At 49.9% G+C, this 21708-nt stretch carries 21 protein-coding genes and 5 tRNA genes; 11 read left to right on the forward strand and 15 right to left on the reverse strand.

Annotated features, from left to right (window positions below; genetic code table 11):
* Window positions 1-120: 120 nt before the first annotated feature.
* The 3 genes from OIK42_RS13425 to OIK42_RS13435 all read right to left on the reverse strand — a co-directional run bounded on the left by OIK42_RS13425 (window position 121) and on the right by OIK42_RS13435 (window position 659).
* Window positions 121-196 (reverse strand) — tRNA-Glu (locus OIK42_RS13425).
* A 155-nt stretch (window positions 197-351) separates the two neighbouring features.
* A tRNA-Glu gene (locus OIK42_RS13430) sits at window positions 352-427 on the reverse strand.
* A 156-nt stretch (window positions 428-583) separates the two neighbouring features.
* Window positions 584-659, reverse strand: a tRNA-Ala gene (locus OIK42_RS13435).
* A 667-nt stretch (window positions 660-1326) separates the two neighbouring features.
* Here OIK42_RS13435 and OIK42_RS13440 point away from each other — a divergent pair.
* The 3 genes from OIK42_RS13440 (at window position 1327) to OIK42_RS13450 (ending at window position 3387) form a co-directional block, all read left to right on the forward strand.
* Window positions 1327-1402 (forward strand) — tRNA-Val (locus tag OIK42_RS13440).
* Between the two features lie 25 nt (window positions 1403-1427).
* A tRNA-Val gene (locus OIK42_RS13445) sits at window positions 1428-1503 on the forward strand.
* Between the two features lie 249 nt (window positions 1504-1752).
* Window positions 1753-3387, forward strand: a complete 1635-nt coding sequence (locus tag OIK42_RS13450) for a tetratricopeptide repeat-containing response regulator (protein WP_273641249.1) — start codon at window positions 1753-1755, stop codon at window positions 3385-3387.
* 61 nt (window positions 3388-3448) lie between these two features.
* Here the strand turns inward: OIK42_RS13450 and OIK42_RS13455 are convergent, their stop codons facing one another.
* Together OIK42_RS13455 and moaA are read right to left on the reverse strand one after the other, a co-directional pair.
* The gene (locus OIK42_RS13455; RefSeq protein ID WP_273641251.1) at window positions 3449-3985 is read right to left on the reverse strand and encodes a GNAT family N-acetyltransferase; all 537 of its coding nucleotides are present in this window, start codon (window positions 3983-3985) and stop codon (window positions 3449-3451) included.
* A gap of 6 nt (window positions 3986-3991) precedes the next feature.
* Window positions 3992-4957: a GTP 3',8-cyclase MoaA gene (gene moaA, locus OIK42_RS13460; RefSeq protein ID WP_273641252.1), complete on the reverse strand. Its 966-nt coding sequence runs from the start codon at window positions 4955-4957 to the stop codon at window positions 3992-3994.
* Between the two features lie 119 nt (window positions 4958-5076).
* Between moaA and OIK42_RS13465 the strand changes: the two genes are divergently transcribed.
* The 3 genes from OIK42_RS13465 to OIK42_RS13475 are packed head-to-tail and all read left to right on the forward strand — an operon-like array spanning window position 5077 to window position 7415.
* Complete coding sequence (locus tag OIK42_RS13465; RefSeq protein WP_273641254.1) at window positions 5077-6861, forward strand: ABCB family ABC transporter ATP-binding protein/permease; 1785 nt, start codon at window positions 5077-5079, stop codon at window positions 6859-6861.
* A 2-nt stretch (window positions 6862-6863) separates the two neighbouring features.
* The gene (locus tag OIK42_RS13470) at window positions 6864-7076 is read left to right on the forward strand and encodes a DUF3820 family protein (RefSeq protein ID WP_273641552.1); all 213 of its coding nucleotides are present in this window, start codon (window positions 6864-6866) and stop codon (window positions 7074-7076) included.
* A 6-nt stretch (window positions 7077-7082) separates the two neighbouring features.
* Complete coding sequence (locus OIK42_RS13475) at window positions 7083-7415, forward strand: hypothetical protein (RefSeq protein ID WP_273641256.1); 333 nt, start codon at window positions 7083-7085, stop codon at window positions 7413-7415.
* Between the two features lie 18 nt (window positions 7416-7433).
* Here OIK42_RS13475 and OIK42_RS13480 read toward each other — a convergent pair whose 3' ends face one another.
* The 4 genes from OIK42_RS13480 to OIK42_RS13495 form a co-directional block, all read right to left on the reverse strand.
* Window positions 7434-8777, reverse strand: coding sequence for a class II 3-deoxy-7-phosphoheptulonate synthase (locus OIK42_RS13480; RefSeq protein WP_273641258.1), 1344 nt, complete (start codon window positions 8775-8777; stop codon window positions 7434-7436).
* 68 nt (window positions 8778-8845) lie between these two features.
* Entirely contained in the window at window positions 8846-9598 is a 753-nt protein-coding gene (locus OIK42_RS13485; RefSeq protein WP_273641259.1) for an ABC transporter ATP-binding protein, read from the reverse strand.
* Entirely contained in the window at window positions 9595-10560 is a 966-nt protein-coding gene (locus OIK42_RS13490) for a FecCD family ABC transporter permease (RefSeq protein ID WP_273641261.1), read from the reverse strand. The genes OIK42_RS13485 and OIK42_RS13490 overlap by 4 nt, the downstream gene beginning before the upstream one ends.
* Complete coding sequence (locus tag OIK42_RS13495; protein ID WP_273641263.1) at window positions 10557-11024, reverse strand: low molecular weight protein-tyrosine-phosphatase; 468 nt, start codon at window positions 11022-11024, stop codon at window positions 10557-10559. The genes OIK42_RS13490 and OIK42_RS13495 overlap by 4 nt, the downstream gene beginning before the upstream one ends.
* A 105-nt stretch (window positions 11025-11129) precedes the next feature.
* Between OIK42_RS13495 and pepE the strand changes: the two genes are divergently transcribed.
* Window positions 11130-11846, forward strand: coding sequence for a dipeptidase PepE (pepE, locus tag OIK42_RS13500; protein ID WP_273641265.1), 717 nt, complete (start codon window positions 11130-11132; stop codon window positions 11844-11846).
* Here the strand turns inward: pepE and bioD are convergent.
* The 4 genes from bioD to bioB are packed head-to-tail and all read right to left on the reverse strand — an operon-like array spanning window position 11823 to window position 15562.
* On the reverse strand, window positions 11823-12491 hold the full coding sequence (bioD, locus tag OIK42_RS13505) for a dethiobiotin synthase (RefSeq protein WP_273641267.1): 669 nt from the start codon (window positions 12489-12491) through the stop codon (window positions 11823-11825). The genes pepE and bioD overlap by 24 nt on opposite strands.
* Window positions 12488-13282, reverse strand: coding sequence for a methyltransferase domain-containing protein (locus OIK42_RS13510; RefSeq protein ID WP_273641269.1), 795 nt, complete (start codon window positions 13280-13282; stop codon window positions 12488-12490). The genes bioD and OIK42_RS13510 overlap by 4 nt, the downstream gene beginning before the upstream one ends.
* Window positions 13269-14468, reverse strand: a complete 1200-nt coding sequence (locus tag OIK42_RS13515) for an aminotransferase class I/II-fold pyridoxal phosphate-dependent enzyme (RefSeq protein ID WP_273641271.1) — start codon at window positions 14466-14468, stop codon at window positions 13269-13271. The genes OIK42_RS13510 and OIK42_RS13515 overlap by 14 nt, the downstream gene beginning before the upstream one ends.
* Entirely contained in the window at window positions 14468-15562 is a 1095-nt protein-coding gene (bioB, locus tag OIK42_RS13520; RefSeq protein WP_273641272.1) for a biotin synthase BioB, read from the reverse strand. Before bioB ends, OIK42_RS13515 begins: the two co-directional genes overlap by 1 nt.
* Before the next feature lie 38 nt (window positions 15563-15600).
* On the opposite strand from bioB, the gene bioA reads away from it, so the two are divergent.
* The 3 genes from bioA to OIK42_RS13535 all read left to right on the forward strand — a co-directional run bounded on the left by bioA (window position 15601) and on the right by OIK42_RS13535 (window position 17925).
* Window positions 15601-16938: an adenosylmethionine--8-amino-7-oxononanoate transaminase gene (gene bioA / locus OIK42_RS13525; protein ID WP_273641274.1), complete on the forward strand. Its 1338-nt coding sequence runs from the start codon at window positions 15601-15603 to the stop codon at window positions 16936-16938.
* Window positions 16939-16973: 35 nt separating this feature from the next.
* A complete protein-coding gene (locus OIK42_RS13530) occupies window positions 16974-17486 on the forward strand; it encodes a DUF2937 family protein (RefSeq protein WP_273641276.1) in 513 nt (170 codons plus the stop codon).
* Window positions 17487-17637: 151 nt separating this feature from the next.
* On the forward strand, window positions 17638-17925 hold the full coding sequence (locus OIK42_RS13535; RefSeq protein WP_273641277.1) for a hypothetical protein: 288 nt from the start codon (window positions 17638-17640) through the stop codon (window positions 17923-17925).
* Here the strand turns inward: OIK42_RS13535 and OIK42_RS13540 are convergent.
* Window positions 17893-19053, reverse strand: coding sequence for a GNAT family N-acetyltransferase/peptidase C39 family protein (locus OIK42_RS13540; RefSeq protein WP_273641278.1), 1161 nt, complete (start codon window positions 19051-19053; stop codon window positions 17893-17895). The two genes, OIK42_RS13535 and OIK42_RS13540, sit on opposite strands and share 33 nt — an antisense overlap.
* Window positions 19053-20501, reverse strand: a complete 1449-nt coding sequence (locus tag OIK42_RS13545; protein WP_273641280.1) for a RimK family ATP-grasp domain-containing protein — start codon at window positions 20499-20501, stop codon at window positions 19053-19055. The genes OIK42_RS13540 and OIK42_RS13545 overlap by 1 nt, the downstream gene beginning before the upstream one ends.
* A 234-nt stretch (window positions 20502-20735) precedes the next feature.
* Here OIK42_RS13545 and OIK42_RS13550 point away from each other — a divergent pair, with 234 nt between their 5' ends.
* On the forward strand, window positions 20736-21707 hold the full coding sequence (locus OIK42_RS13550; RefSeq protein ID WP_273641281.1) for a calcium/sodium antiporter: 972 nt from the start codon (window positions 20736-20738) through the stop codon (window positions 21705-21707).
* Window position 21708: the final 1 nt, after the last annotated feature.

A 21708-nucleotide genomic window follows, 5' to 3' on the forward strand; every position in this document is an offset into this window, starting at 1 on the left:
TCGGCAAGGTAAACAAGGCGTTGCACAAGCAACATTCATTTTACTTTACCGCTATTTCAGTCCTGAAAGTCTTGCAACTTCCGGCCTATTTCACAGTTACGGACTGTGACACCGTTAATATGGCGTCCCCTAGGGGATTCGAACCCCTGTTACCGCCGTGAAAGGGCGGTGTCCTAGGCCTCTAGACGAAGGGGACAGAAATTTTGCTAACGAAGTGAACTTCGTTACGTGTCGGCAAGGTAAACAAGGCGTTGCACAAGCAACATTCATTTTACTTTACCGCCATTTCAGTCCTGAAAGTCTTGCAACTTCCGGCCTATTTCACAGTTACGGACTGTGACACCGTTAATATGGCGTCCCCTAGGGGATTCGAACCCCTGTTACCGCCGTGAAAGGGCGGTGTCCTAGGCCTCTAGACGAAGGGGACGGAAATTTTGCTAACGAAGTAAACCTCGCTAACTGTAAGGACGGAAGAATGACCGCTGTATAAACAATCTGCTCGTTAGTACCTTACAAGTATTTCAGTCCTGAAGCTTATGTAAACTTCGGCCTATTTCACGACTTAACATCATGAAAAGTAATTTGGTGGAGCCAGGCGGGATCGAACCGCCGACCTCTTGCATGCCATGCAAGCGCTCTCCCAGCTGAGCTATGGCCCCGTTAGGGATGTCAGAATCAGTAACATGACTGTTCCGTGACAGCGGGGCGCATTCTAGATATCACACCCATTTATGTCAACGCTTTTTTTATGAATTTTCTCTGTTTGCTATAAAATTAAGCGGCCTGTTTATTCTCTCTACAATTTTCGCTCATTTCGCTCATAAGTTACAACGGTGTCTCCCTGTAGCAGCCCTTGTGGCCTCACTATACAGACAGTTAACCAAACGCTTGGGCGTAAATCTTTTTCATCTTAACATTCGCTTCGGCAATAACACGGGTTGTATACGCCGCGTTGTGCAACTGACCACCGGTTAAACGTTAAACAGCCAAATCGGTGCCAGTCGTTATTAATAGATTAACAGCATGCGGTTAATGACGATAAGCCAGGCCAATATAATGACGTCATTAACACATAACATTATTAGCAACCATAATTAGCAGCGTTGATAATCACCCGATCCGGCATGTCCCGCAACCGCAAATGTCACTAACCAGATTGCCAAATTGCCCTGTCAGAGGACAAATTTGCTCGCGGAATAACCACTCAAACAAAAATTAGGCTACTTTTCAGCCAAACAGTTATTTTTTTAATTTTTGGTGTTGACAGTAGCGCTTCCCTCTCTATAATACGCCTCCACTTGCCAAGCACGGCAAGGCAAAGAAAGAGGACGCTTAGCTCAGTTGGGAGAGCATCGCCCTTACAAGGCGAGGGTCACTGGTTCAAGTCCAGTAGCGTCCACCACTTCTTATCTTTGCGCAAAAAATTAGGACGCTTAGCTCAGTTGGGAGAGCATCGCCCTTACAAGGCGAGGGTCACTGGTTCAAGTCCAGTAGCGTCCACCACTTCTTCGATTAAATTCAAATCCTTTAAATATTATTATCAGTACTAAACCGTTCACTGGCTCAACAACTTCGTTGCGAGTCACAGCAGACGTCCACTCTTTTTACCAATCAAAAACTACCCGATGAACTTTGCAACATTAATACGTGTTGCCCACTGTTTTTCGTGACTCCTGAATAAAATCACGTTTTAATAAGTTTTTTACTGTTTTTGCCGATACAGTTTTCATAGTTCAAACGGACACAGTGGTAATGAATTTCAAGTTAGCCAGACAAACTCGCGTGTTAGTGATTGACGACCAGGTACTCGCTAAAGGGTATCTGAAATACTCGTTGGAAGAACTGGGCTTTCAGAACATAGAATACGCAGATAAGGTTAATACCGCTTTGACATACATAAGACGTAATCACTACGATCTGATTGTGTGCTCATATGACCTGCAAAATGAGCAGGATGGCTACTTTTTATACGACCAGCTTAAAGAGCAAAACCAACTCCCGGCCAGTACCGCTTTTGTCTTTATCAGTGCGGAAACAACCGCTGATATCGTCCATAGCATTGTCGAACTGCAGCCAGATGACTTTTTAGCAAAACCCTTTACGGTGAGCGAATTGGGTCAACGCTTGGAGCGCTTATTAACCCGCAAGCGTGCTTTACAAGACGTGTATCATTTAATTGAAGACAGTACGTTGGATAAAGCGTTGCTGAAGCTTGAAGGGTTCCTGACCGAACCTAAAAATTCGGAATTTTTCCCGCTGGCGTTAAAACTCAAAGGCGAATTATTACTCGCTTGCGGACAGTATAGCGATGCACAAGAGTTTTATGAGGCGATCATCAATGTACAGAATTTTACCTGGGCGCAGCTGGGCCTGGTAAAAAGTTACATTGCGTTAGATAAAGACGAGGAAGCCGAAAAACTGGTCATTGAACTGGCCCTGAAGCGCGACTCCCTGCTGGCTGCCTATGATTTACTGGCCGCCTTGCAAATAAAACATCAGGAGTTTGAGGATGCACTGGAGAACGTGGAAATAGCCGGACAGATTTCGCCGCGCAACCTGCACCGGCACACCAAGGCACTCGACTTATCAAGGCTGACGCACAATTACGAGTCACAGTTCGAAGCCGCCAAAAAGATCGTTAAAATTGCCAAAAACTCGATTCATGACAACCCCGACATTTACTTAAATGTCGCGCGTGCAGGTATCGATTTCGCAATGACCTCTGACGAGCAACATACCAAGCGACTCATCAAACAATCAACCGAATACCTTAAACAGCTTAAGAGTCATTTTCCTAAAGCCGACATTGACGATCAGCTTAAAGTTATCAATGCGCGCTTGCTGTATTTAGATGACGAAACGGATAATGCAAAAGCATTACTTGATCAGCTCAGTGACAATAATTGGGAAACCGAAAGCATTGAAGCGCTGCTGGACAAGGCAAAAGCGTTCCATGAAGTCGGAATTCAGGAGCATGCACTTAAGATCCTCGATGTGATTGAACGTCGTTGTAATCAGGACTCCACGCAAAGTCATTTGTTTTTGCAATACGTAAGACAAGAGAAATCAGAAAAAACCGAAATCAAACTGAGTCCGAAAGATCTCAACAACCAGGCTGTAAACCAGTATCAGCGGGGAGATCTAAAAAGTGCACTGCAAACCTTTCGGCAGGCTTTTACCATCATGCCGAAAAACCCTTCCATTGCGTTAAATTTGTTGCAGGCAGCGGCCATTAACCTGCAGGAGATGAGTGGTGAAGAGGCAACCCAGACACTCAGTGGAGATTTAATTTATAATTGTTTAAAAACCATTGAGTCCGGCACCCTCGATGAAGAGCAGGAACGCCGCTACCAACGCGTTCGATCGGTACTTAAAAATTTAGGCTAACCCAGGCACCGTTAACGCCGCCTACTCGGCTGCGTTAACATCTTATGGGTGTCAGTCATCATTAATTATGCCGAACAGTATACACCTCTACCTGTTCGTCAAATACGGCATCCTGATAGCGCTCACTGTGACTAAACGACATACCCAGTTTGCCCATCACGTTTATCGAGGCCGTGTTGCTCTTAAGCGCGATGGCCGAAAACTGCGTTATGCCATTTGCCAGTAATGCCTGCATCACCGCTTTCGCCGCTTCGGTGGCAATGCCCTGCCCCCACACGGCGCGGCTAAAACGCCAGCCTAATTCAAGATTACTGTCATCACGATTTCCAGAGAAAAACCCCATCGGCCTGACTAATATCCAGCCTACCGGCGACCGCGTATTCACCCTGACCTGCCATAGCCCCCACCCTTTTTGCGGATTACTGAACGCCATGACCCGTGGCATAAAAACCTCGTCAATCTCCTGGCGGCTGGTTTTTTTTCCGCCATTGATGTAACGCATGACGGCCTCGTCCTGATCCAATTGAAACAAAAAATCATGATCATCGGCGGTGACCAGCCGAAACGATAAACGTTGTGAGTCGGCAATGTGCAACATCGTCGCTTAGCCTCCTAACATCGAGAGATTCCTGGTGATACCGGTGATACCTTCCTGCAGGTAATGAGACACTTTTTTATCGGCCAGACTGTCAGTAACAAAGGCTTTCACCGCAGCAACGTCGCCCGACTGCAGCGCATCGCGCAAATCGAGGCCCTGATCGGCAAACAAGCAAAGGTGCAGTTTACCCAATGCGGTAATCCGCAAGCGGTTACAGCTATCACAAAAGTCGCTGCTGTAGGGCATAATGAAGCCCAGCCGCCCGGCATAGTCCGGGTGCGCCAGTTCAATCGCGGGACCGGCGTCTTTACTGCGCTCAATAGGTGTCCACCCCTGCGCTTTTAACTGCGCTAAGTAAGGCTGTGCGCTGATATGGTGAGATTTAAAAAACGTTTTGTGCTGACCTGTTTCCATGAGCTCAATAAAACGCACGGTAACCGGCATCTCTTTGAGCCAGGCAGTAAAGTCACGCAGTTGTTCCTTAGCGAAGGGTCTGAGCAGCACCGTATTTACTTTTACATTAACGCCTTCAAGCAATGCCGCTTCAATGCCATCGAGCACGGCAGCAAGCTTGTCGTGACCACTGAGCAACGCAAACTGGCCGGGGTCAAGACTATCCAGGCTAATGTTAACCTGCCCCAGCCCGGCTTTCGCCAGCGGCCTGGCAAGTTTTGCCAGTCTGCCGGCATGCGTCGTCATTGCCACTTTAGAGATGCCCTGAGCATTAGCACACACCCCGATGACATCGGTAATATCGCGGCGCAAAGTGGGCTCGCCACCGGTAATTCTGATTTTAGCTGTACCCATTTGCGCAAAGGCATTTACCAACGTGGAAATTTCATTTAGGCTCAAAAACTGTTGTGCCTCGCCCTGATAACCATCAGGCAGGCAATATTGACAACGAAAGTTGCATACATCGGTAATGGAGAGCCGCAAATAATAAAATCTGCGACCAAATGAATCCTGTAGCACTTGGATGCCTCGGTTATCAACAAGCAAATAAGTCTGCTTTTTGTTCAGTTGCCCCCATTCTACCTGATCCCTGGCACTAACATAACCATTGCATTTATAAGGGTATAAAAAGAGCACTCATGCGCCCACACCGACAACCGATCGACCCGGACACGCCCATTAAATGGCAGGTTTTTCGCCAGCTATGGCCCTATTTACTGGAGTTTAAACAACGGGTGTTTATGGCCTTACTGTGTCTGGTCGCCGCCAAACTTGCCAGCATTGGCTTACCATTTATCCTCAAGCACACAGTCGATAACCTCAACAGTGACACTGCCAGGACACTGGCCGTGCCTTTAGCACTGGTGCTTGCCTATGGGGTATTAAGGCTGCTTAATGTGATTCTCGGTGAGGTGCGCGATACCCTGTTTGGCCGTGTGACTGAGCGCGCGATGAGGCGCATGGGCTTGCAGGTATTTGAGCATTTGCACCGACTTGATTTAGGATTTCATTTATCACGTCAAACCGGTGGGTTGTCACGGGATATTGAGCGCGGCACCAGTGGTATCAGCTTCCTGATGCGTTTTATGGTGTTTAATATTGGCCCTACCCTGCTTGAAATTGCTTTGGTAGTGGGCATATTACTCACCCAGTATGGCGCGTCATTTGCGATGATTATTTTATGCTCGGTGATTGCTTATGTGTGGTTCTCAATGAAAGCAACCGACTGGCGCACTGAGTATGTCAGGCAAGTGAATAACGCCGACTCCAGCACCAATACCCGCGCCATCGACAGCTTACTCAATTACGAAACCGTTAAGTATTTCAACAACGAAACCTACGAAGCTAACCTCTACGACGCCAATCTGGCAGAATGGGAGCAGGCGCGGCGTAAAAATCGCTTATCACTGTTTGCACTGAACGGCGGACAGGCGTTGATTATTGCCACCGCGATGACCTCAATGCTGTTACTGGCAGCCATTGATGTCAGCAACGGCGATATGACTATCGGTGATTTTGTGCTGATCAATGCCTTCACCATGCAAATATTTATGCCGCTTAACTTTCTGGGCTTTGTGTACCGTGAAATACGCGGTTCACTGGCTAACATCGAAAACCTTTTCGCATTGCTCGACACCACGCCTAAAGTGGCCGATGCCGCCTCTGCCACCACGCTCAAAGTCAGCCTTGGTAAGGTGGAGTTTGACAATGTGAAATTTAACTACCACGTCGACCGGCAAATACTCAATGGCGTATCTTTTACAATTGAACCCGGCAGTAAGGTGGCAGTAGTCGGCGAGAGCGGCGCAGGCAAATCAACGCTGGTAAAGCTGCTGTTTCGCTTTTACGACCCTACTTCGGGGTCGATTCGCATTGACGGGCAGTCCATCGCGCAAGTTTCTCAGCACAGTTTGCGCCAGCATATTGGTATTGTGCCGCAGGATACCGTGCTATTTAACGACACCATATTTGAAAATATTCGCTATGGTCGCCCAGATGCCAGCAAAGACGAAGTAACAGAAGCCATAAAACTTGCTCATTTAAAGACGTTTATCGGCAATTTACCAGAAGGGGCAGAAACCAAAGTCGGAGAACGGGGTTTAAAGCTCTCAGGGGGCGAAAAACAACGGGTTGCCATTGCCCGCGCTATATTGAAACGTCCGGCCATTATGGTTTTCGATGAAGCCACATCGTCTCTGGACAGTCAGTCGGAGCAGGCGATTTTGCGAGCGCTAAGGGAAGTGGCCAAAGGCCATACCAGCCTGGTTATCGCGCATCGGTTGTCTACCATTGTCGATGCAGATAACATTCTGGTTATGCGTGATGGCCGTATTATCGAGCAGGGTGATCACGACACACTGCTGGCACAACAAGGCATGTATGCGGGCTTGTGGCAGGCACAACAACGACAGGCAAACGAATAATGATGGATCCTAAAGCGCTGAAAGACGCGGTTAATCAAACCATGCCATTTGGCAAATATGCCGGACGTAAGCTCATTCATTTACCGGAGCCCTATCTGGTGTGGTTTAACAAACAAGGCTTTCCTGAGGGTAAGCTGGGCCAGCAACTGGCGCTGATGTACGAAGTGAAACTCAATGGCATGGAAACCATGCTACAGCCACTGATCAACGACTAACCGGCCGTGGCATATCATCAGAAAAAATATCAGCAACAAGGGGCCGACCAGCGCAGTTTGTGTCTGCACCGCTGCATTGCACATAAAATCAAGTCAAACCCGGCATTACTAACGCAGGTCTTCGATACATTGGAAAGCCGGTATGCAGAGAGACTGATGAGCTATGGCAGCTATTTGCACTGGCAGGCCATTCTTAGTCTCAGCGCCGATCACCAACAATTTTATAACGCCCTCACCGCTGAGGATAAAACCACCACGGCTCTGCGTCGTAAAACTATTTTCACCGGTATTCTAAACGAAAAAGAGCGCCGCGATTGCCTCGCTGCGCTCCTCGATTAAGCAATGATTGGGATAGGATCAAATGCGGCGCAGGTGATCTGAAATCAAAAATGCCATTTCCAGAACCTGATCGGCATTTAAACGCGGATCACATTGGGTTTTATAGGCTTTAGCTAAATCGTCATCGCTGATCTGATACGCGCCGCCAGTACACTCGGTAACGTGCTGGCCGGTCATTTCCAGATGGATACCACCAGCATAAGTGCCTTCGGCTTCGTGCGCCTGGAAAAACTGTTGGATTTCACTCAAGATGGCATCAAAGTTACGGGTTTTATAACCACTTGACGCTTTGATTGTGTTGCCATGCATGGGATCTGAACTCCACACCACGTTGCGTCCTTCCGCTTTTACGCGACGCAGTAAGCGTGGCAAATTCGCTTCCAGTTTGTCAGCGCCCATACGGGTAATGAAGGTTAAACGCCCGGCATCATTGTTGGGGTTTAAGACGTCGATCAGTTTAATTAACTCATCTTCGTCCATCGTCGGCCCCACTTTGACCCCAATCGGGTTGTGAATACCACGGAAAAACTCAATATGGGCATGATCTAACTGACGAGTACGCTCACCAATCCACACCATGTGCGCAGAGCAGTCGTACGGCTTGCCGGTTAACGTATCGACCCGGGTCAGCGCCTCTTCATAGTTAAGCAGCAGCGCTTCGTGTGAGGTAAATAGCGAGGTTTCATGCAGCACAGGCGTATTGGTTGAATTAATCCCTATCACGTCCATGAATTCCAGCGAGTCCTGAATACGACGCGAGATATCCTGATACTTTTCTTTCTGCGGATTATTCTCTAAAAACGTCATGTTCCAGCGATTCACTTCATGCAAATCAGCCAGTCCACCCTGGGCGAAAGCGCGTAACAGATTGAGCGTGGCTGAGCTGCGATGATAAGCTTCAACCAGGCGCTGCGGATCGGGGCGACGTGCCGCTTCGGTAAATTCGAAGCTGTTGATAATATCACCGCGATAGCTTGGCAATGTGACACCATTAATGGTCTCACTATCAGACGAACGAGGCTTGGCATATTGCCCCGCCATACGTGCCACTTTGGTTACCGGACAACGTCCTGCGAAGGTCATCACAATGGCCATTTGCAACAGAACTTTAAAGGTATCGCGAATTTTCGGTGCGTTAAACTCACTGAACGATTCGGCGCAATCCCCACCCTGCAGTAAAAAGCCTTTGCCTTCACACACCTGCCCCAGTTGGCGACGCAACTCACGGGCTTCAGCAGCGAAGACTAATGGCGGATACGTGCTCAGCGTTGCTTCAACACGTTTTAATTCAGCCTGATTGTCGTATGCGGGTTGTTGCAAAATTGGCTTTGAGCGCCAACTATCGGGTTGCCAAGGATTCACTTAAATCTCGTCCTGTACAAGGTTGCTAAAAATCGGGACGGGAGTATAGCACAAACAACACGACGGATTTATGGCTTTTGTAGATATATTCCGCAATTTAACGCAGGCACAAATTCAAACTCGCAATCAAAAACCTGTTGTAAGCTTTCGGTCGTAACGACTTCCATGCACGGACCCGCTGCCAGTAACTTTCCCTGTTTCAGTAAACAGGCAAAATCAGCACAACTCAGCGCTGCGTTAATATCATGGCAGCTAAACATTACCTGATTGCCGTAACCGGCCAATGTGCGTAAAAACTGCAAAAAAATACGTTGATGGCGAATGTCCAGCCCCTTGAGCGGTTCATCGAGCACGATTAAACATTTGCCCGCTAATACCCCGGCCCAGTTTTGCAGGAGCGTTCGGGCTAGTGTCACTCGCTGCTGTTCACCACCAGAGAGGCGCACAAACGGCTTATCGAGCAGCACAGCAACTTCCAGTACTGTTTCGAGTTCGTCGGGGATTAAATCGCTGCCTGCCCCCTGAGTGTAAAAACTCAGAAACTCACGGGCGGTGAGCTCAAACTGCATGCTGTCGCCCTGGGTTTGATAGCAGCGCACGGCGGCTTGTTCGGTTAATGGCACGCTCTCAAGGTCAACAGATTGCCAGTAAATCGTTCCTTTATCCGGCGCTAACAAGCCCGCGACACACTCCAGTAAGGTTGTTTTGCCGGCCCCGTTTTGCCCCAGCACACAGCTAACCCCGGCGCCGGGCAACGCCAGGGATACCTCCTGCAGCCGCTGCGCGACGCTGACACTGACGACCTCCACCACAACACTCATTTAAACTGGCCCCGGGTTAACGCCAACAGTAATAATGGCCCGCCAATCGTGGCTGTCACCATCGAAACGGGCAGCGTTGCGTAGGGCACTACTTCGCTACTCAGAGCCACCAGCAATAGCGTAATCGCCCCACAAAGCCCGCTGGCGGGCAGTATAAAACGGTTGTCGTAGCCCCAGCGTAAGCGTAAATAGTGAGGTATCAACAAGCCCAGGAAGGCTATTGAACCGGCGATCGCTACGGCGCAACCCACCGACAATGCGGCGGCAATTAACACGCCCCGGCCCAGTTTTTGAGGATCAACCCCAACACTTTTGGCCGTGGTGTCACCGGCATAGAGGCGGTTTAATTTCGGAGCCTGGCGAACTAAATACACAAAACTCGATACAATAAGCGGCGCAGCGACCATCAGGATCCAACCATCAGCCTGATGTAAACTGCCCATAATCCAAAAGGTTAAGTTACGCATCGATTGTGCATCTGCAATTAAGTAGAGCCAGCCCATTAAGGCGCCTGCGATGGTGGTCAGCGCAATCCCGGCGAGAATAACGGCACTGTTAAAGCCTCTGAGACGCCGGGCAATCATAAAGATTAACCACGTTGACAACAGCGCGCCGGCAAAACAGGCCGCGGGCAGCATATAATGCAGGTACTGCATAAAAGACGTGGGCAGCAGGATCAACAAACCGGCCGCCACCAGACTGGCCCCGCTGGCAATGCCTATGACCCCGGGATCCGCAAGCGGATTGCGCAACACCACCTGCAAGGCGGCACTGCTGGTACACAATGCCACTCCCACTAAAATAGCGGTAGTGATTAATGGCAGTTGTATACGCAAAAGAATATGCCAGTTTACCGCCGAAGTGAGTTCCCGTTGCCAGCTGTTGACTAAAATAAGCCCGGCGCAAAGTACCACTGCGGCACTTAGCATCACCATATAGCGGGCTCTTTGCGCGCTGCTCATTGGCGTAGTGCGGTAATCAGGCCGTCACAGGCCTGCTCTATTAACGTCAGTACTAATTCAAAGCCTTTCTTGCCACCATAATAAGGATCCGGTACTTCCTCATCGGTTAACCCGGCATAATCCAGCATTAACTTAATTTTATGATGATGGGACGGGTCGCTCATGTTCCGCAAATTCTCTAAATTGCTGTGATCCATGGCTAAAATCAAATCAAACTTTGTGAAATCTTCGTCGCTCACGCGCCGGCAGGTAAGGCCCTCAAAACTGTAGCCCAGGGCTTGTCCGGCGGCCTGCGAGCGTTTGTCTGGCGGACTACCAATGTGATAGCCGTGAGTCCCCGCGGAATCAATTAAGAGGTTAAGCCCGGCTTCGTCGGCTTTATGCCGGAATACCGCTTCAGCAGTGGGTGAACGGCAAATATTGCCTAAGCACACAAACAGTACTGCAGTTTGTTGAGTTGTCATGGTTTGTCCTTTTTATGTCAACCTGGCAAATTACCTGTCAATCAGTGTGATATTGTACTTATCATTGCCACTGAAAACCATGTTTGATACCAAGAGAACGGATTTATGTCGACACAATCGAATTATCACATACTAATGTTATCGAGTTCCCGAATGGGCAAAGAAGACTATCTGGAACATGCCAAAACACTCATCATGTCACATCTGGACGGACAGCGAGAGGTTCTTTTTATTCCTTTTGCCGGCGTAACCCTGGACTGGGATGATTACGTTAAAAAAGTCAGCGAGGCACTACCGGAACTTAGCATCACCGGTATTCATCGTCACAACGATCCGCTGGTTGCTTTGCAAGAGGCAAAGGCTGTACTGGTGGGCGGCGGGAACACCTTTAACCTGCTATCTGAACTGTACCAGCAGGAATTGTTAGTGCCTTTGCAGGAGCGGGTAGCCCAGGGAATGCCCTACATTGGCTGGAGCGCCGGCAGTAATATCTGTGGCAACAGTATTCGTACCACCAATGACATGCCCATCATTGAACCACCATCGTTTGCCGCGCTCAACTTTGTGCCGTGTCAGATTAACCCTCATTATACCGATTACCAGCCGCCTAATCACAACGGCGAAACGCGCGATGATCGCTTATTTGAGTTTACTCAGCTTAATCCTGACACGCCGGTATTAGCCATTCGCGAAGGGACGGCACTGCAATACAGTCAGGGCAGCCTGACCTTGCTCGGTGAGCTGGAGGGATTTTGTTTCAAAGGGGCCAACAAGACCCCTATTGCGCCCGGTCAGGAGCTAACTCAGTATCTTAGCAGCTAGCTGCGCATAGTCTGGCGCTGTGCCATAGGGCACAGTAGCCAGGTGCGGCGCTGGCATCAGCCTTTCAAGGGTGGCCAGATTTTCGTCAAAACAGGGCATGGCATCACAGAGTTGGTTAGCAATCCAGCCTTTAACCTTCAGTCCGTCAGCCTGAATAGCTTCGGCAGTTAACAGGGCATGATTAAGGCATCCCAGACGCATCCCCACGACCACAATCACCTCGAGTGCCAGATCCTGCACCACATGGCTTAAAAAGCGGTCGTTGCCAAGCGGCAGCCGCCAGCCACCAGCGCCTTCCATGATCACAACATCAGGTTGCCTGGCCTGCAAACGGGCAAGCCCGTCCTTAATAAGCTGTTCGCTGATCTCTACCCCAGCCTGTTGCGCTGCGATGTGCGGCGCAATAGCAGGTTGCAAGGCAACAGGGTTCACTTCGTTAAGGGTTACTGCAACATTTGACGCCTGTAAAAAAGCCAGCGCGTCTTCATTTTGCCAGGCGCCGTCGCGCCATTCGCAGCCGGCGGCCACAGGCTTGTAACCCACGGCGGTTTTGCCGGCCTTAGCCGCGGCAGTAAGCAACTGGCAACTGACATAGGTTTTACCCACTTCAGTGTCGGTACCGGTAATAAAATAGGTCCGGGTCATTCAGGCTTCTCCAGGGACAGGTGCAGCACCTGATACGAATTTGATAACTGGCCGGTGGCTGTGCATGCCATTGCTTGTTCAACGGCTTTCAGGCGGCTGCGGGTAACCGGTAAGCCCGTTTTTTTATTGGTTGGGCTGCCCGCCCCCACACACTTAATGGAGCGTAATAGCGTAACCAGTGAGGTAAATGTGTCGGTATAGGTCATGACGTCGCTGCGTGTCACGGTAAATCCGGCCTGCTGCGCGGCATTCAGCCAGTCCTGGGCTGCGCTCAGACGATTAAGCTGCAAGCCGGCGTTGGCCTTTCGGTTTGCAGTGACTAGCTCGGCAAAGGAGCCATCGACCATAATCGCCAGCTCTGCCCGGCCTCTGGACATCAGTACGCGATGTATTTCGGCCAGCGCCACCATCGGGCTCTGACACCACTGCAGCGCCATAGAGGAATACACGATATCAAACCGGGGCGTGGTCCAGGGTAACTGTTCTGCATCGCCCTGCACAAACAGGATATGCGGAAATTGCTGGCGGGCCACTTCAACCATGCCCGGCGCTAAATCCAGTCCTTCGGTGCAGCGCGCAATACCCGCCAGTTCAGCAGTATGGCGCCCGGTACCACAACCAATATCCAGCGCCCGCTCTACGCGTAATCCGGTCAGGCGGGATAAGGTTTTACTGGCAATCTGCAACTGAATATTAGCAAACTGTTCGTAGTCGGTTGCGGCCTTACTGAAACGCCGGGCGACATCGACTTTACGGGTCAACTGATACGGTTCTGGTTCAATCAGCGCCATGCCCGAGCGCCTCCCGTACCAGTACCAGCGCATCAACCAATGCATCAATATCTTTGCTGGTGTGCACCGCACTTAACGTCACTCGCAGCCTGTCAGTGTTCTTAGGCACCGTAGGATGGCGCATCGCAGGTACCCACAGACCGCGGCGTGACAACTGCTCAGAATACGCCAACGCCAGTTTTGGCGCGCCAATACAAACAGGCTGTATGGCACTGTCTGACGGCAGTAAGTTCAACCCTTCTGCCCTCGCCCGTGCCTTAAAGTGGCTGATATTATTATGCAATAATTCCCGTTGCCCACCGGTTGTCACACAGTTAAGCGCGTAAATGGTCGCGACGGCCTGGGCTGGCGGAAACGCGGTTGAATAAATGTAATGACGGGCATAATTCACCAGGTAATCAATCAGCTCATGGCTGCCCGCAACAAACGCACCGGCTGTGCCCAGCGCCTTCCCAAAGGTGCCCATCACTATCTGACAATCGCTTTGCGACAAGCCGTAGTGTTCAGCAGAGCCCATACCGTGCTCACCAGTGACACCCAAAGCATGAGCATCATCGAGCATTAACCAGCTGCCGGACTGTTTAGCGGTGTTTACCAGTGCGGCGATATCCGGACTGTCACCATCCATACTGAACACACCTTCTGAGGCCACTAAACGATGTTCAGCGGATGAGGCCGCTAACAAGGTGCCGAGGTGGTCGGTGTTATTATGGGCGAAGCGTTTTAGCTTAGCGTGACTGGCCATTGCCCCTTCAATAAAGGAAGCGTGGATAAACTTATCAGCAAAAATTTCACCTTTACTGACTCCTGAGCCAGCGCCCGGATCAGAAAATAACGCCTGGCAGATAGCCTGATTCACCGCAAATCCGGAACTAAACAGTAACACGGCATCGCGGCCCAGCCCCTCAGCCAGATTAGCTTCCAGCTCCCGATGGGCAACGCTGTAACCGGTCACCAGCGGCGATGCGCCGCTGCCCGCACCAAATTGAGCAAGCCCTTCTACCCAAGCCTGCAATACGCCCTGATCGTGGCGTAAGCCCAGATAATCGTTACTGCCAAAGTTAAGGTAATGCTGGCCGTTGACGGCAATCATGCCATCGCGCTCATAGTCAACACAGGTGCGTTGGCGGTAATAGCCGTCACGCTGGCGCTCACTCAATTGTGTACTAATAAACTCAAATGACATTAAGCGGTCTCGGTTTGACCTTTGGATGTCGCGTCATAAAACAAGTCATCTCTGGCGCTCTTGCTTTGCGCCAGGGCATCGCCAATGACCATTTCATGAGCTTCATCAGAATATTCACGCTTACGTTCAGAGTTGATACCCAGCTTTTTGAATAACTGCACATCTTCGTGGGTATCGGGGTTAGAGGTAGTGAGCAATTTGCAGCCGTAAAAAATTGAATTAGCGCCCGCCATAAAACATAACGCCTGCATTTGTTCATTCATTTCTTCGCGGCCTGCCGACAATCGCACATAGGATTTTGGCATCATAATACGGGCGATGGCGATAGTGCGGATAAAGTCAAAAGGCTCCATGTCTTCCACATTATCCAGAGGCGTACCATCGACTTTCACTAACATATTAATTGGCACGCTTTGGGGCTGCTCGGGTAAATTTGCCAGTTGCATTAATAAACCCGCTCTGTCGGCCACGCTCTCCCCCATACCTACAATCCCGCCGGAGCAGACATTCATGCCCGCATCTCTGACATGTTGCAGGGTGTCCAAACGGTCCTGGTAAGTCCGTGTGGTGATGATATCGCCGTAAAACTCCGGCGAGGTATCAAGATTATGATTATAGTAATCAAGCCCGGCTTGTTTTAGGGCCAGTGCCTGCTCGCTGTTTAACATACCCAGCGTCATGCAGGTTTCCATACCCATGGCTTTAACTTCAGCCACCATCTTTGTCAGGTATGGCATATCACGGTCTTTAGGGTTACGCCAGGCTGCGCCCATGCAAAAACGGGTTGAGCCAGCTTGCCGGGCCTCTTTGGCGCGCTCAAGAACCTTGTCAATTTCGAGCAGACGCTCCTTTTCTAAACCGGTATCGTAGCGGGCACTCTGCGGGCAATACTTGCAATCTTCGGGGCAGGCGCCGGTTTTAATCGACAGCAACGTGCTCACCTGAACCGCATTCGGATCAAAGTTTTCACGATGCACCAACTGCGCCTGAAACAGCAAATCATTAAATGGCAGCGCATATAACGCCTCTACTTCGTCCCGGGTCCAGTCATGTCTTACTGCGTTTGCCGTTGAATTATGCTGTGTTGCCAACATCGCCTATCCTTTACTCTGAGTGTCTGGTCGCTTAGTCTATGCAGCAACAAAAAGTTGTCAACGAAATTAACTTTAAAAGCTTTACTACTGTGCACAAATTAAACAATAAAGATTTTGATAAGCAACACATATGGCATCCTTATACCTCTGCCATCGACCCTTTACCCTGCTATGAAGTCAGCGGTGCTGAGGGCGCCCAAATCCGTCTTACCAGCGGCGAAACCCTGATTGACGGCATGTCCAGCTGGTGGGCAGCCATCCACGGCTACAATCACCCTGCTCTCAACGCTGCAGCCCACCAGCAGGTGGATAAATTCAGTCATGTGATGTTTGGCGGCCTGACCCACGAACCGGCCATTAATCTGTGCCGACAATTACTGGATATGTCGCCGCCCGGTCTGGAGCGAGTCTTTCTGGCCGACTCCGGTTCGGTATCGGTAGAGGTGGCAATTAAAATGGCGGTCCAATACTGGTCTTGTCAGGGGCGCCCGGAAAAAGCCCGTCTGATTGCGCCGCGTAATGGTTATCATGGCGATACGTTTGCCGCCATGTCGGTATGCGACCCTGTTAATGGCATGCACAGTCTGTTTAGTAACACTATTGCCCAACAAATATTTGCACCAGCCCCGCAGACGCGTTTTGATCACACCTTTAGTGAAGACGATATCCTGCCCCTGGAGGAACTTTTCGCCCGCCATCACAACGAACTGGCCGCACTGATATTAGAGCCCATTGTGCAGGGCGCTGGTGGTATGCGTTTTTATCACCCTGAATATTTACGTCGCTGTCGTCAGTTGTGCGATACCTACGATGTACTGCTAATTTGTGACGAAATTGCCACAGGATTTGGCCGCACTGGCAAGCTCTTTGGCTGTAACCATGCTGACATTAGTCCCGACATTATGTGTTTAGGTAAAGCGCTGACCGGTGGCTACATGACCCTGGCGGCCACCTTATGCAGCGAAGAAGTGGCTCGCGGCGTGTGTGAAGGCTCACCAGGTGTATTTATGCATGGTCCTACGTTTATGGGCAATCCGCTGGCCTGTGCTGTGGCCGGTGCCAGTCTGGCGCTCATTCAGCAACAACACTGGCAAAAACAGGTAGCAGCAATTGAAGAGCAACTTGGTGCAGAGCTGCAACGCTGCAATGAACTTGCCTGCGTTGCTGATGTCAGAGTATTAGGTGCTATCGGCGTGGTTGAAACAAAGCACCCGGTTGACATAAAACGCTTGCAACCGTTATTTATTCAGCACGGCGTGTGGATTCGCCCCTTTGGCAAGCTGGTGTATATCATGCCGCCGTATATTATCAGCAGTAGAGAACTCAGTTGTCTTAGTGATGCTATCTATAGTAGTTTAAAGACATTATATGGATAAACTATGACCTACGAACCAGTGGCCTTTACAATACGATGATCATTATACGGCTCGTCGACAAAGTCTTATTTGCAGGATTATTTATTTTGCTGCTGCAGGTTCCCGTGGTCACTGAGCACTACTTACAGCATCTGAATGGCTTTGTGGATGCAACCAATAGTGAGGTCCGTCATTATCAGACATTGGCTGACGATTATGGCTACGCCAGCACCGACAAAATGATTGAGACGTTACTGCGCAATACCGACCCACTGATAAGGGACGACGCCGCTCACAAGCAACAGGTTATAGAAGCACACGAAACTGCTATGCAGGCACTGGCGGTGCTGCGCCAAAGTAATTATTTTGAACAAGCGTGGTTTTTTGCTCAACCCGGCCAGTACGATCGTCTCGGCAAAGTTCTTACGCTGTACCAGCCATCGCTACCATTGCATCTGGATGCGGTGGGATCAGCCCTTATTACGACCGTTATTATCTACCTGATGCTTGCATTGCCAATCACACTGCGGCGGCGCAAACAACGCCACCTTTATCGTCCGCTTGGCTAATGTGGCAGGTTTCACCCAGTGTATAGGTATCAAAATTGCTACCTATACATCAGGGTTTACACCTTATTAACAGCCAAAGTCGTTTATTATTTGCTCAGTCTCGCGAAATGCCCACTTTTATCGGGCCAGGCGATTAAAGTGAGGAAATACCATGACTGACACACCTAAAAACCAGACACTGATCACCGGTCAATTGCTGCAGATCCGTGACAAGCTGATGGCGAAACGCCATTTGATCCCCGCGACCTACCAGGCGCAATGGCAACAAATCGAAGCCCAAACGGCCATGTTCGATGCAGCCAGCCAGGGCCGGTTTAATCACCAGGACAGCGCCTCAATGGTCAAAAAGTCTGCCTTTCAGGGCAATATCGATGACCTTATGAAGCTGGTAGACGCTATGCGTAACTTAGACCGCCAAATCAAAATCGCTGTACATTAAGTCTGGTTGCGGGCGGCGTATAACTACCGCCGCCTGAACCCGCCGCTTTCCGTAAGATGCCATACGCTGGAAATCATCTCTGGCAACGGGGATGTGCTGATAATCCAGCATGCCGGATCCCGCCGCATCAGTATCAGGATCAGGGTCGTGAATGTACACACAGTGCTCATCAGTACCGGTAACCACAACCCAGTGTGGTGCCTTACTGCGATCCAGACGATAGGTACTAATTAAACACAATAAGGCGCGGTCACTGGCGTTTGCCTCCTGATCCAAGGCAGCGAACCAGTCAGTGTAAAATACCGGCAGTTGCTGCGCTTCCGCCTGCTGAAAAAAATCATTTTCAACCGCGATCAACGTTTGTCGCTTGTGTTCATTACGCACGCCATCGATAAACAGCGGACCTTCATGACTTAAATACACTTTCGCCTCGAAACCACGCTCTATGGCTGCCATCGCCAAACCCAGAGGATGCGTTCCGGCCGGTCCGCTGGTCATATACACGGTATTGGCCGTGCGCCAAATGGCCAGTTCTTCGGATTGGTTCATGGGCAGATCCGGCTCAACCATGGCCATCGCCATCATCAGACTGGCAGGACCGCAGGTAAAGGCTGTGGATTGCTGATACCAGGGGCATTCACGCAGACTTTTACCTGCGGTATTAAGTGGTAATGCTTTTTGCATACGAATAGCCGTAGCGTCATCTTCGTAATAATGCGCTGTCACCGCAAAGGGTAAAAAACCGAGCCGGCGATAAAGCCGGATAGCGCCATGATTATGTTCGGCGACTTCCAGTCGCATGTACCGTTTGCCACGTTGACTGGCGCGAAGTTCAAGCTCGCCAATGACTTTTTCGGCAAGTCCCTGACCACGGGCAATCTCAGCAACGGCCAGCGAGTAAAGACGGGTGAGTAAGGTGCCACGGCGGAACAATAGCAAACCATAAGCCAGCAGGTTGCCCTGCTGCTCAATCACCACCAGCTCAGCACTGCTGGCCTGTACATAGTGCCGCAAACTGCGGCGGCTTAACTTATCATTGGCAAAGCAGCTGTTTTCTAATGTCACCAGGGCATCGAGATCGGCTACCGTAGCCGAACGCAGCGTCAAGCCCGTGTCATCAGTGTTCATTACTGCCGCCCCCGACGTTCTACACGACTCACAAATTCCTGCATAATCAGGTAATACAACTCATCGCCCAGGTATTTGTCTTCAATACCAGCATCGATGTTGGGGTTATCATTGACTTCGATCACAAAGACTTTATTGCCACGTTGTTTAATATCCACGCCGTACAAACCGGTGCCTACAACACCAGCGGCAGCAATAGCTGCTTTTAATACTGGCTTAGGCACTTCAAACGTTGGCATGGTAATAAAGTCACCTGAGTCGGTTTTATCGCCGTCATGGTGATAAATCTGCCAGTGATTACGCGCCATAAAATATTTACATGCGTAAATGGGTCGGCCACCTAACATACCGATACGCCAGTCGAACTCAGTAAACACATATTCCTGCGCTAGCACTAATGCCGACGCTTCTAACATTTCCTGCAACCGCGATTTTAATTCCGTGGCTGATTCCACCTTAAACACACCTTTTGAAAATGAGCTTTCCGGCAGTTTCAGAATAATCGGCAGTTGCAATTCCTGAATCAGCTCACTGCACGTAGCAGGTTTGGCGTCAGTAACGAAACGCGCCTTAGGAGCCGGTACTTTATTGTAACTAAACGCATCCTGCAGATAGATTTTATTACAGCAACGTAAAATGGACTGACTATCATCAAGCACCACCAGTCCTTCCCGTTCGGCCGCTCTGGCCAACCGGTAAGTATTGTGGTCAATAGCAGTCGTTTCACGAATAAACAAAGCATCGTACTGGGTAATGTCACCAATAGTCGCGGCGGTCACCACTTGCGCATGAAAGCCAGCTTTACCGGCCGCTTTAACAAATCGGTTCAGCGCCTTTTTGTCGCTGGGCGGCATAGGTTCGTCAGGGTTGGTCAAAATGGCCATGTCCCAGCGATATTGTTTGTTTTTACCAGCACTGCGCCACTGCTGCTGACGGTAGTCGTCGAGGCGCGCAGCAAATGTAGGTTGTAAAGCTGGTTCAATGGCATCAAAACCCACCGACTGGCAATACACCGCATTTTGCTCCGGGCGGGCGACTAACTTTAATACCGGACTCGGAAAACGGGCAAACGCCAGACTGGCCAGACGTTTCAGACGGCTGTCATCGGTTTTGCCAAAAAAGACATAGCAGTCACCGCTGAGGGCTTCCAACACCACTTTTTCCTGTGGCTTGACTATCAGCAACGGCGCTTCATGACTTTTTTGCGCCAGACGCAAGTCGTTGATGGTGTTAACACTGGGGATTACCCGGTGTTGTCTGGCTTCGGCCAATAGCGAGCAATAATAGCCGTTACTTAGATACTGCTCAGTATCACATAAATTGATGACACGGGTTTTTGGCTCATTCCATTTTGGATAGTCAGCCAGATATTGTTCGAAGGTCACAACAGTTAGCGCCGGTAGCGCCAGGTCAATAGGCTGGTTGGCGACAATTAAAGTATGGTGCATGAAAACACTCAGATCCTTAGGATTGGTAGTAAGGGAAATGCGGATAATTAACTGCGGCAAGAATACTGGATTCAAAGCGTTAGTGATAACGGATTATTTTTGTCGTTACGAGTGGTTTTATTGCTGCTTATATTGAACCTGCCAGAATTGAACAATTTGCATTGCCGAAGGGTTATGCACTATCCTGCTCTACTTTGAGCCCCTGTGGTCTCGCAACGTTTTTCAGGAGTGTTTATGTTGTTGGCAAGCATCGCGATAATTGTTGGTTTACCCTTGTTACTGTGGAGTGCCGATAAGTTTGTCGGGGGCGCCGCGGCCGTTGCTAAACATTTTGGCCTGTCACCTATTCTGATAGGTATGTTAATTATTGGTTTTGGGACTTCTGCGCCCGAAATTATCGTATCGGTTATTGCCGCCATGGAAAACAGCGCAGGCATTGCGTTGGGTAATGCCTATGGCTCGAACATTGCCAACATTGCATTGATTTTAGGCATTACAGCGCTCATCAGTCCTATTGCAGTGCGCTCCGAAATTATTCGCAAAGAACTCCCAATCATGTTGGGGCTGACATTTTTTGCGGTCTGGCAGCTTCTTGATCTTACCATCTCAAAAGACGATGCGTTCTCGCTACTGGGACTGTTTATTTTATTGATATCCTGGAGTATCTGGACCGGTATGACCGGCGATAAAGACGCCCTGGCAGGCGAATACAATGAGGAGCTGGCGAACACAGGCGTCAACCTGAAAAGCGAGACATTGTGGTTAATTGCAGGGCTCCTGATACTGGTCGCCAGCTCACGATTATTGGTATATGGCGCCGTAGAAATCGCCACCTTCTTTGGCGTTAGCGATGTGGTCATAGGTTTAACCATTATTGCTATAGGAACATCACTGCCTGAGCTGGCTTCATCTCTGGCCGCGGTCAGAAAAGGCGAACATGACCTGGCGTTGGGCAATGTGATCGGCTCCAATATGTTTAATACACTGGCTGTGGTGGGTATTGCCGGCGTTATTCAACCAATGCAGGTTGGCTCTGACTTTTTCTACCGCGACGTGCTGTTCATGCTGGGCTTATCGATTGCGTTATTCGTTTTTTGTATAGGTCTGAAAGGCGCGGGGCGGATAAACCGGCTCGAAGGGGGACTCTTTTTGGCAGCCTATATCGGTTATACCTATTACCTTATCAGTAGCACCTTTGTGGCCTGAT

The sequence above is a fragment of the Alteromonas gilva genome (assembly GCF_028595265.1).
Taxonomy (GTDB): domain Bacteria; phylum Pseudomonadota; class Gammaproteobacteria; order Enterobacterales; family Alteromonadaceae; genus Alteromonas; species Alteromonas gilva.

Coding starts and splice junctions, on each gene's coding strand:
- OIK42_RS13515 (WP_273641271.1), bottom strand. CDS start 14,468: ATGTCATTTGAGTTTATTAGTACACAATTGAGTGAGCGCCAGCGTGAC.
- OIK42_RS13510 (WP_273641269.1), bottom strand. CDS start 13,282: ATGGCGCTGATTGAACCAGAACCGTATCAGTTGACCCGTAAAGTCGAT.
- bioD (WP_273641267.1), bottom strand. CDS start 12,491: ATGACCCGGACCTATTTTATTACCGGTACCGACACTGAAGTGGGTAAA.
- OIK42_RS13530 (WP_273641276.1), top strand. CDS start 16,974: ATGATCATTATACGGCTCGTCGACAAAGTCTTATTTGCAGGATTATTT.
- OIK42_RS13465 (WP_273641254.1), top strand. CDS start 5,077: ATGCGCCCACACCGACAACCGATCGACCCGGACACGCCCATTAAATGG.
- bioB (WP_273641272.1), bottom strand. CDS start 15,562: ATGTTGGCAACACAGCATAATTCAACGGCAAACGCAGTAAGACATGAC.
- OIK42_RS13490 (WP_273641261.1), bottom strand. CDS start 10,560: ATGAGCAGCGCGCAAAGAGCCCGCTATATGGTGATGCTAAGTGCCGCA.
- bioA (WP_273641274.1), top strand. CDS start 15,601: ATGCAGCAACAAAAAGTTGTCAACGAAATTAACTTTAAAAGCTTTACT.
- OIK42_RS13450 (WP_273641249.1), top strand. CDS start 1,753: ATGAATTTCAAGTTAGCCAGACAAACTCGCGTGTTAGTGATTGACGAC.
- OIK42_RS13550 (WP_273641281.1), top strand. CDS start 20,736: ATGTTGTTGGCAAGCATCGCGATAATTGTTGGTTTACCCTTGTTACTG.
- pepE (WP_273641265.1), top strand. CDS start 11,130: ATGTCGACACAATCGAATTATCACATACTAATGTTATCGAGTTCCCGA.
- OIK42_RS13545 (WP_273641280.1), bottom strand. CDS start 20,501: ATGCACCATACTTTAATTGTCGCCAACCAGCCTATTGACCTGGCGCTA.
- OIK42_RS13455 (WP_273641251.1), bottom strand. CDS start 3,985: ATGTTGCACATTGCCGACTCACAACGTTTATCGTTTCGGCTGGTCACC.
- OIK42_RS13470 (WP_273641552.1), top strand. CDS start 6,864: ATGGATCCTAAAGCGCTGAAAGACGCGGTTAATCAAACCATGCCATTT.
- OIK42_RS13540 (WP_273641278.1), bottom strand. CDS start 19,053: ATGAACACTGATGACACGGGCTTGACGCTGCGTTCGGCTACGGTAGCC.
- OIK42_RS13495 (WP_273641263.1), bottom strand. CDS start 11,024: ATGACAACTCAACAAACTGCAGTACTGTTTGTGTGCTTAGGCAATATT.
- OIK42_RS13535 (WP_273641277.1), top strand. CDS start 17,638: ATGACTGACACACCTAAAAACCAGACACTGATCACCGGTCAATTGCTG.
- OIK42_RS13485 (WP_273641259.1), bottom strand. CDS start 9,598: ATGAGTGTTGTGGTGGAGGTCGTCAGTGTCAGCGTCGCGCAGCGGCTG.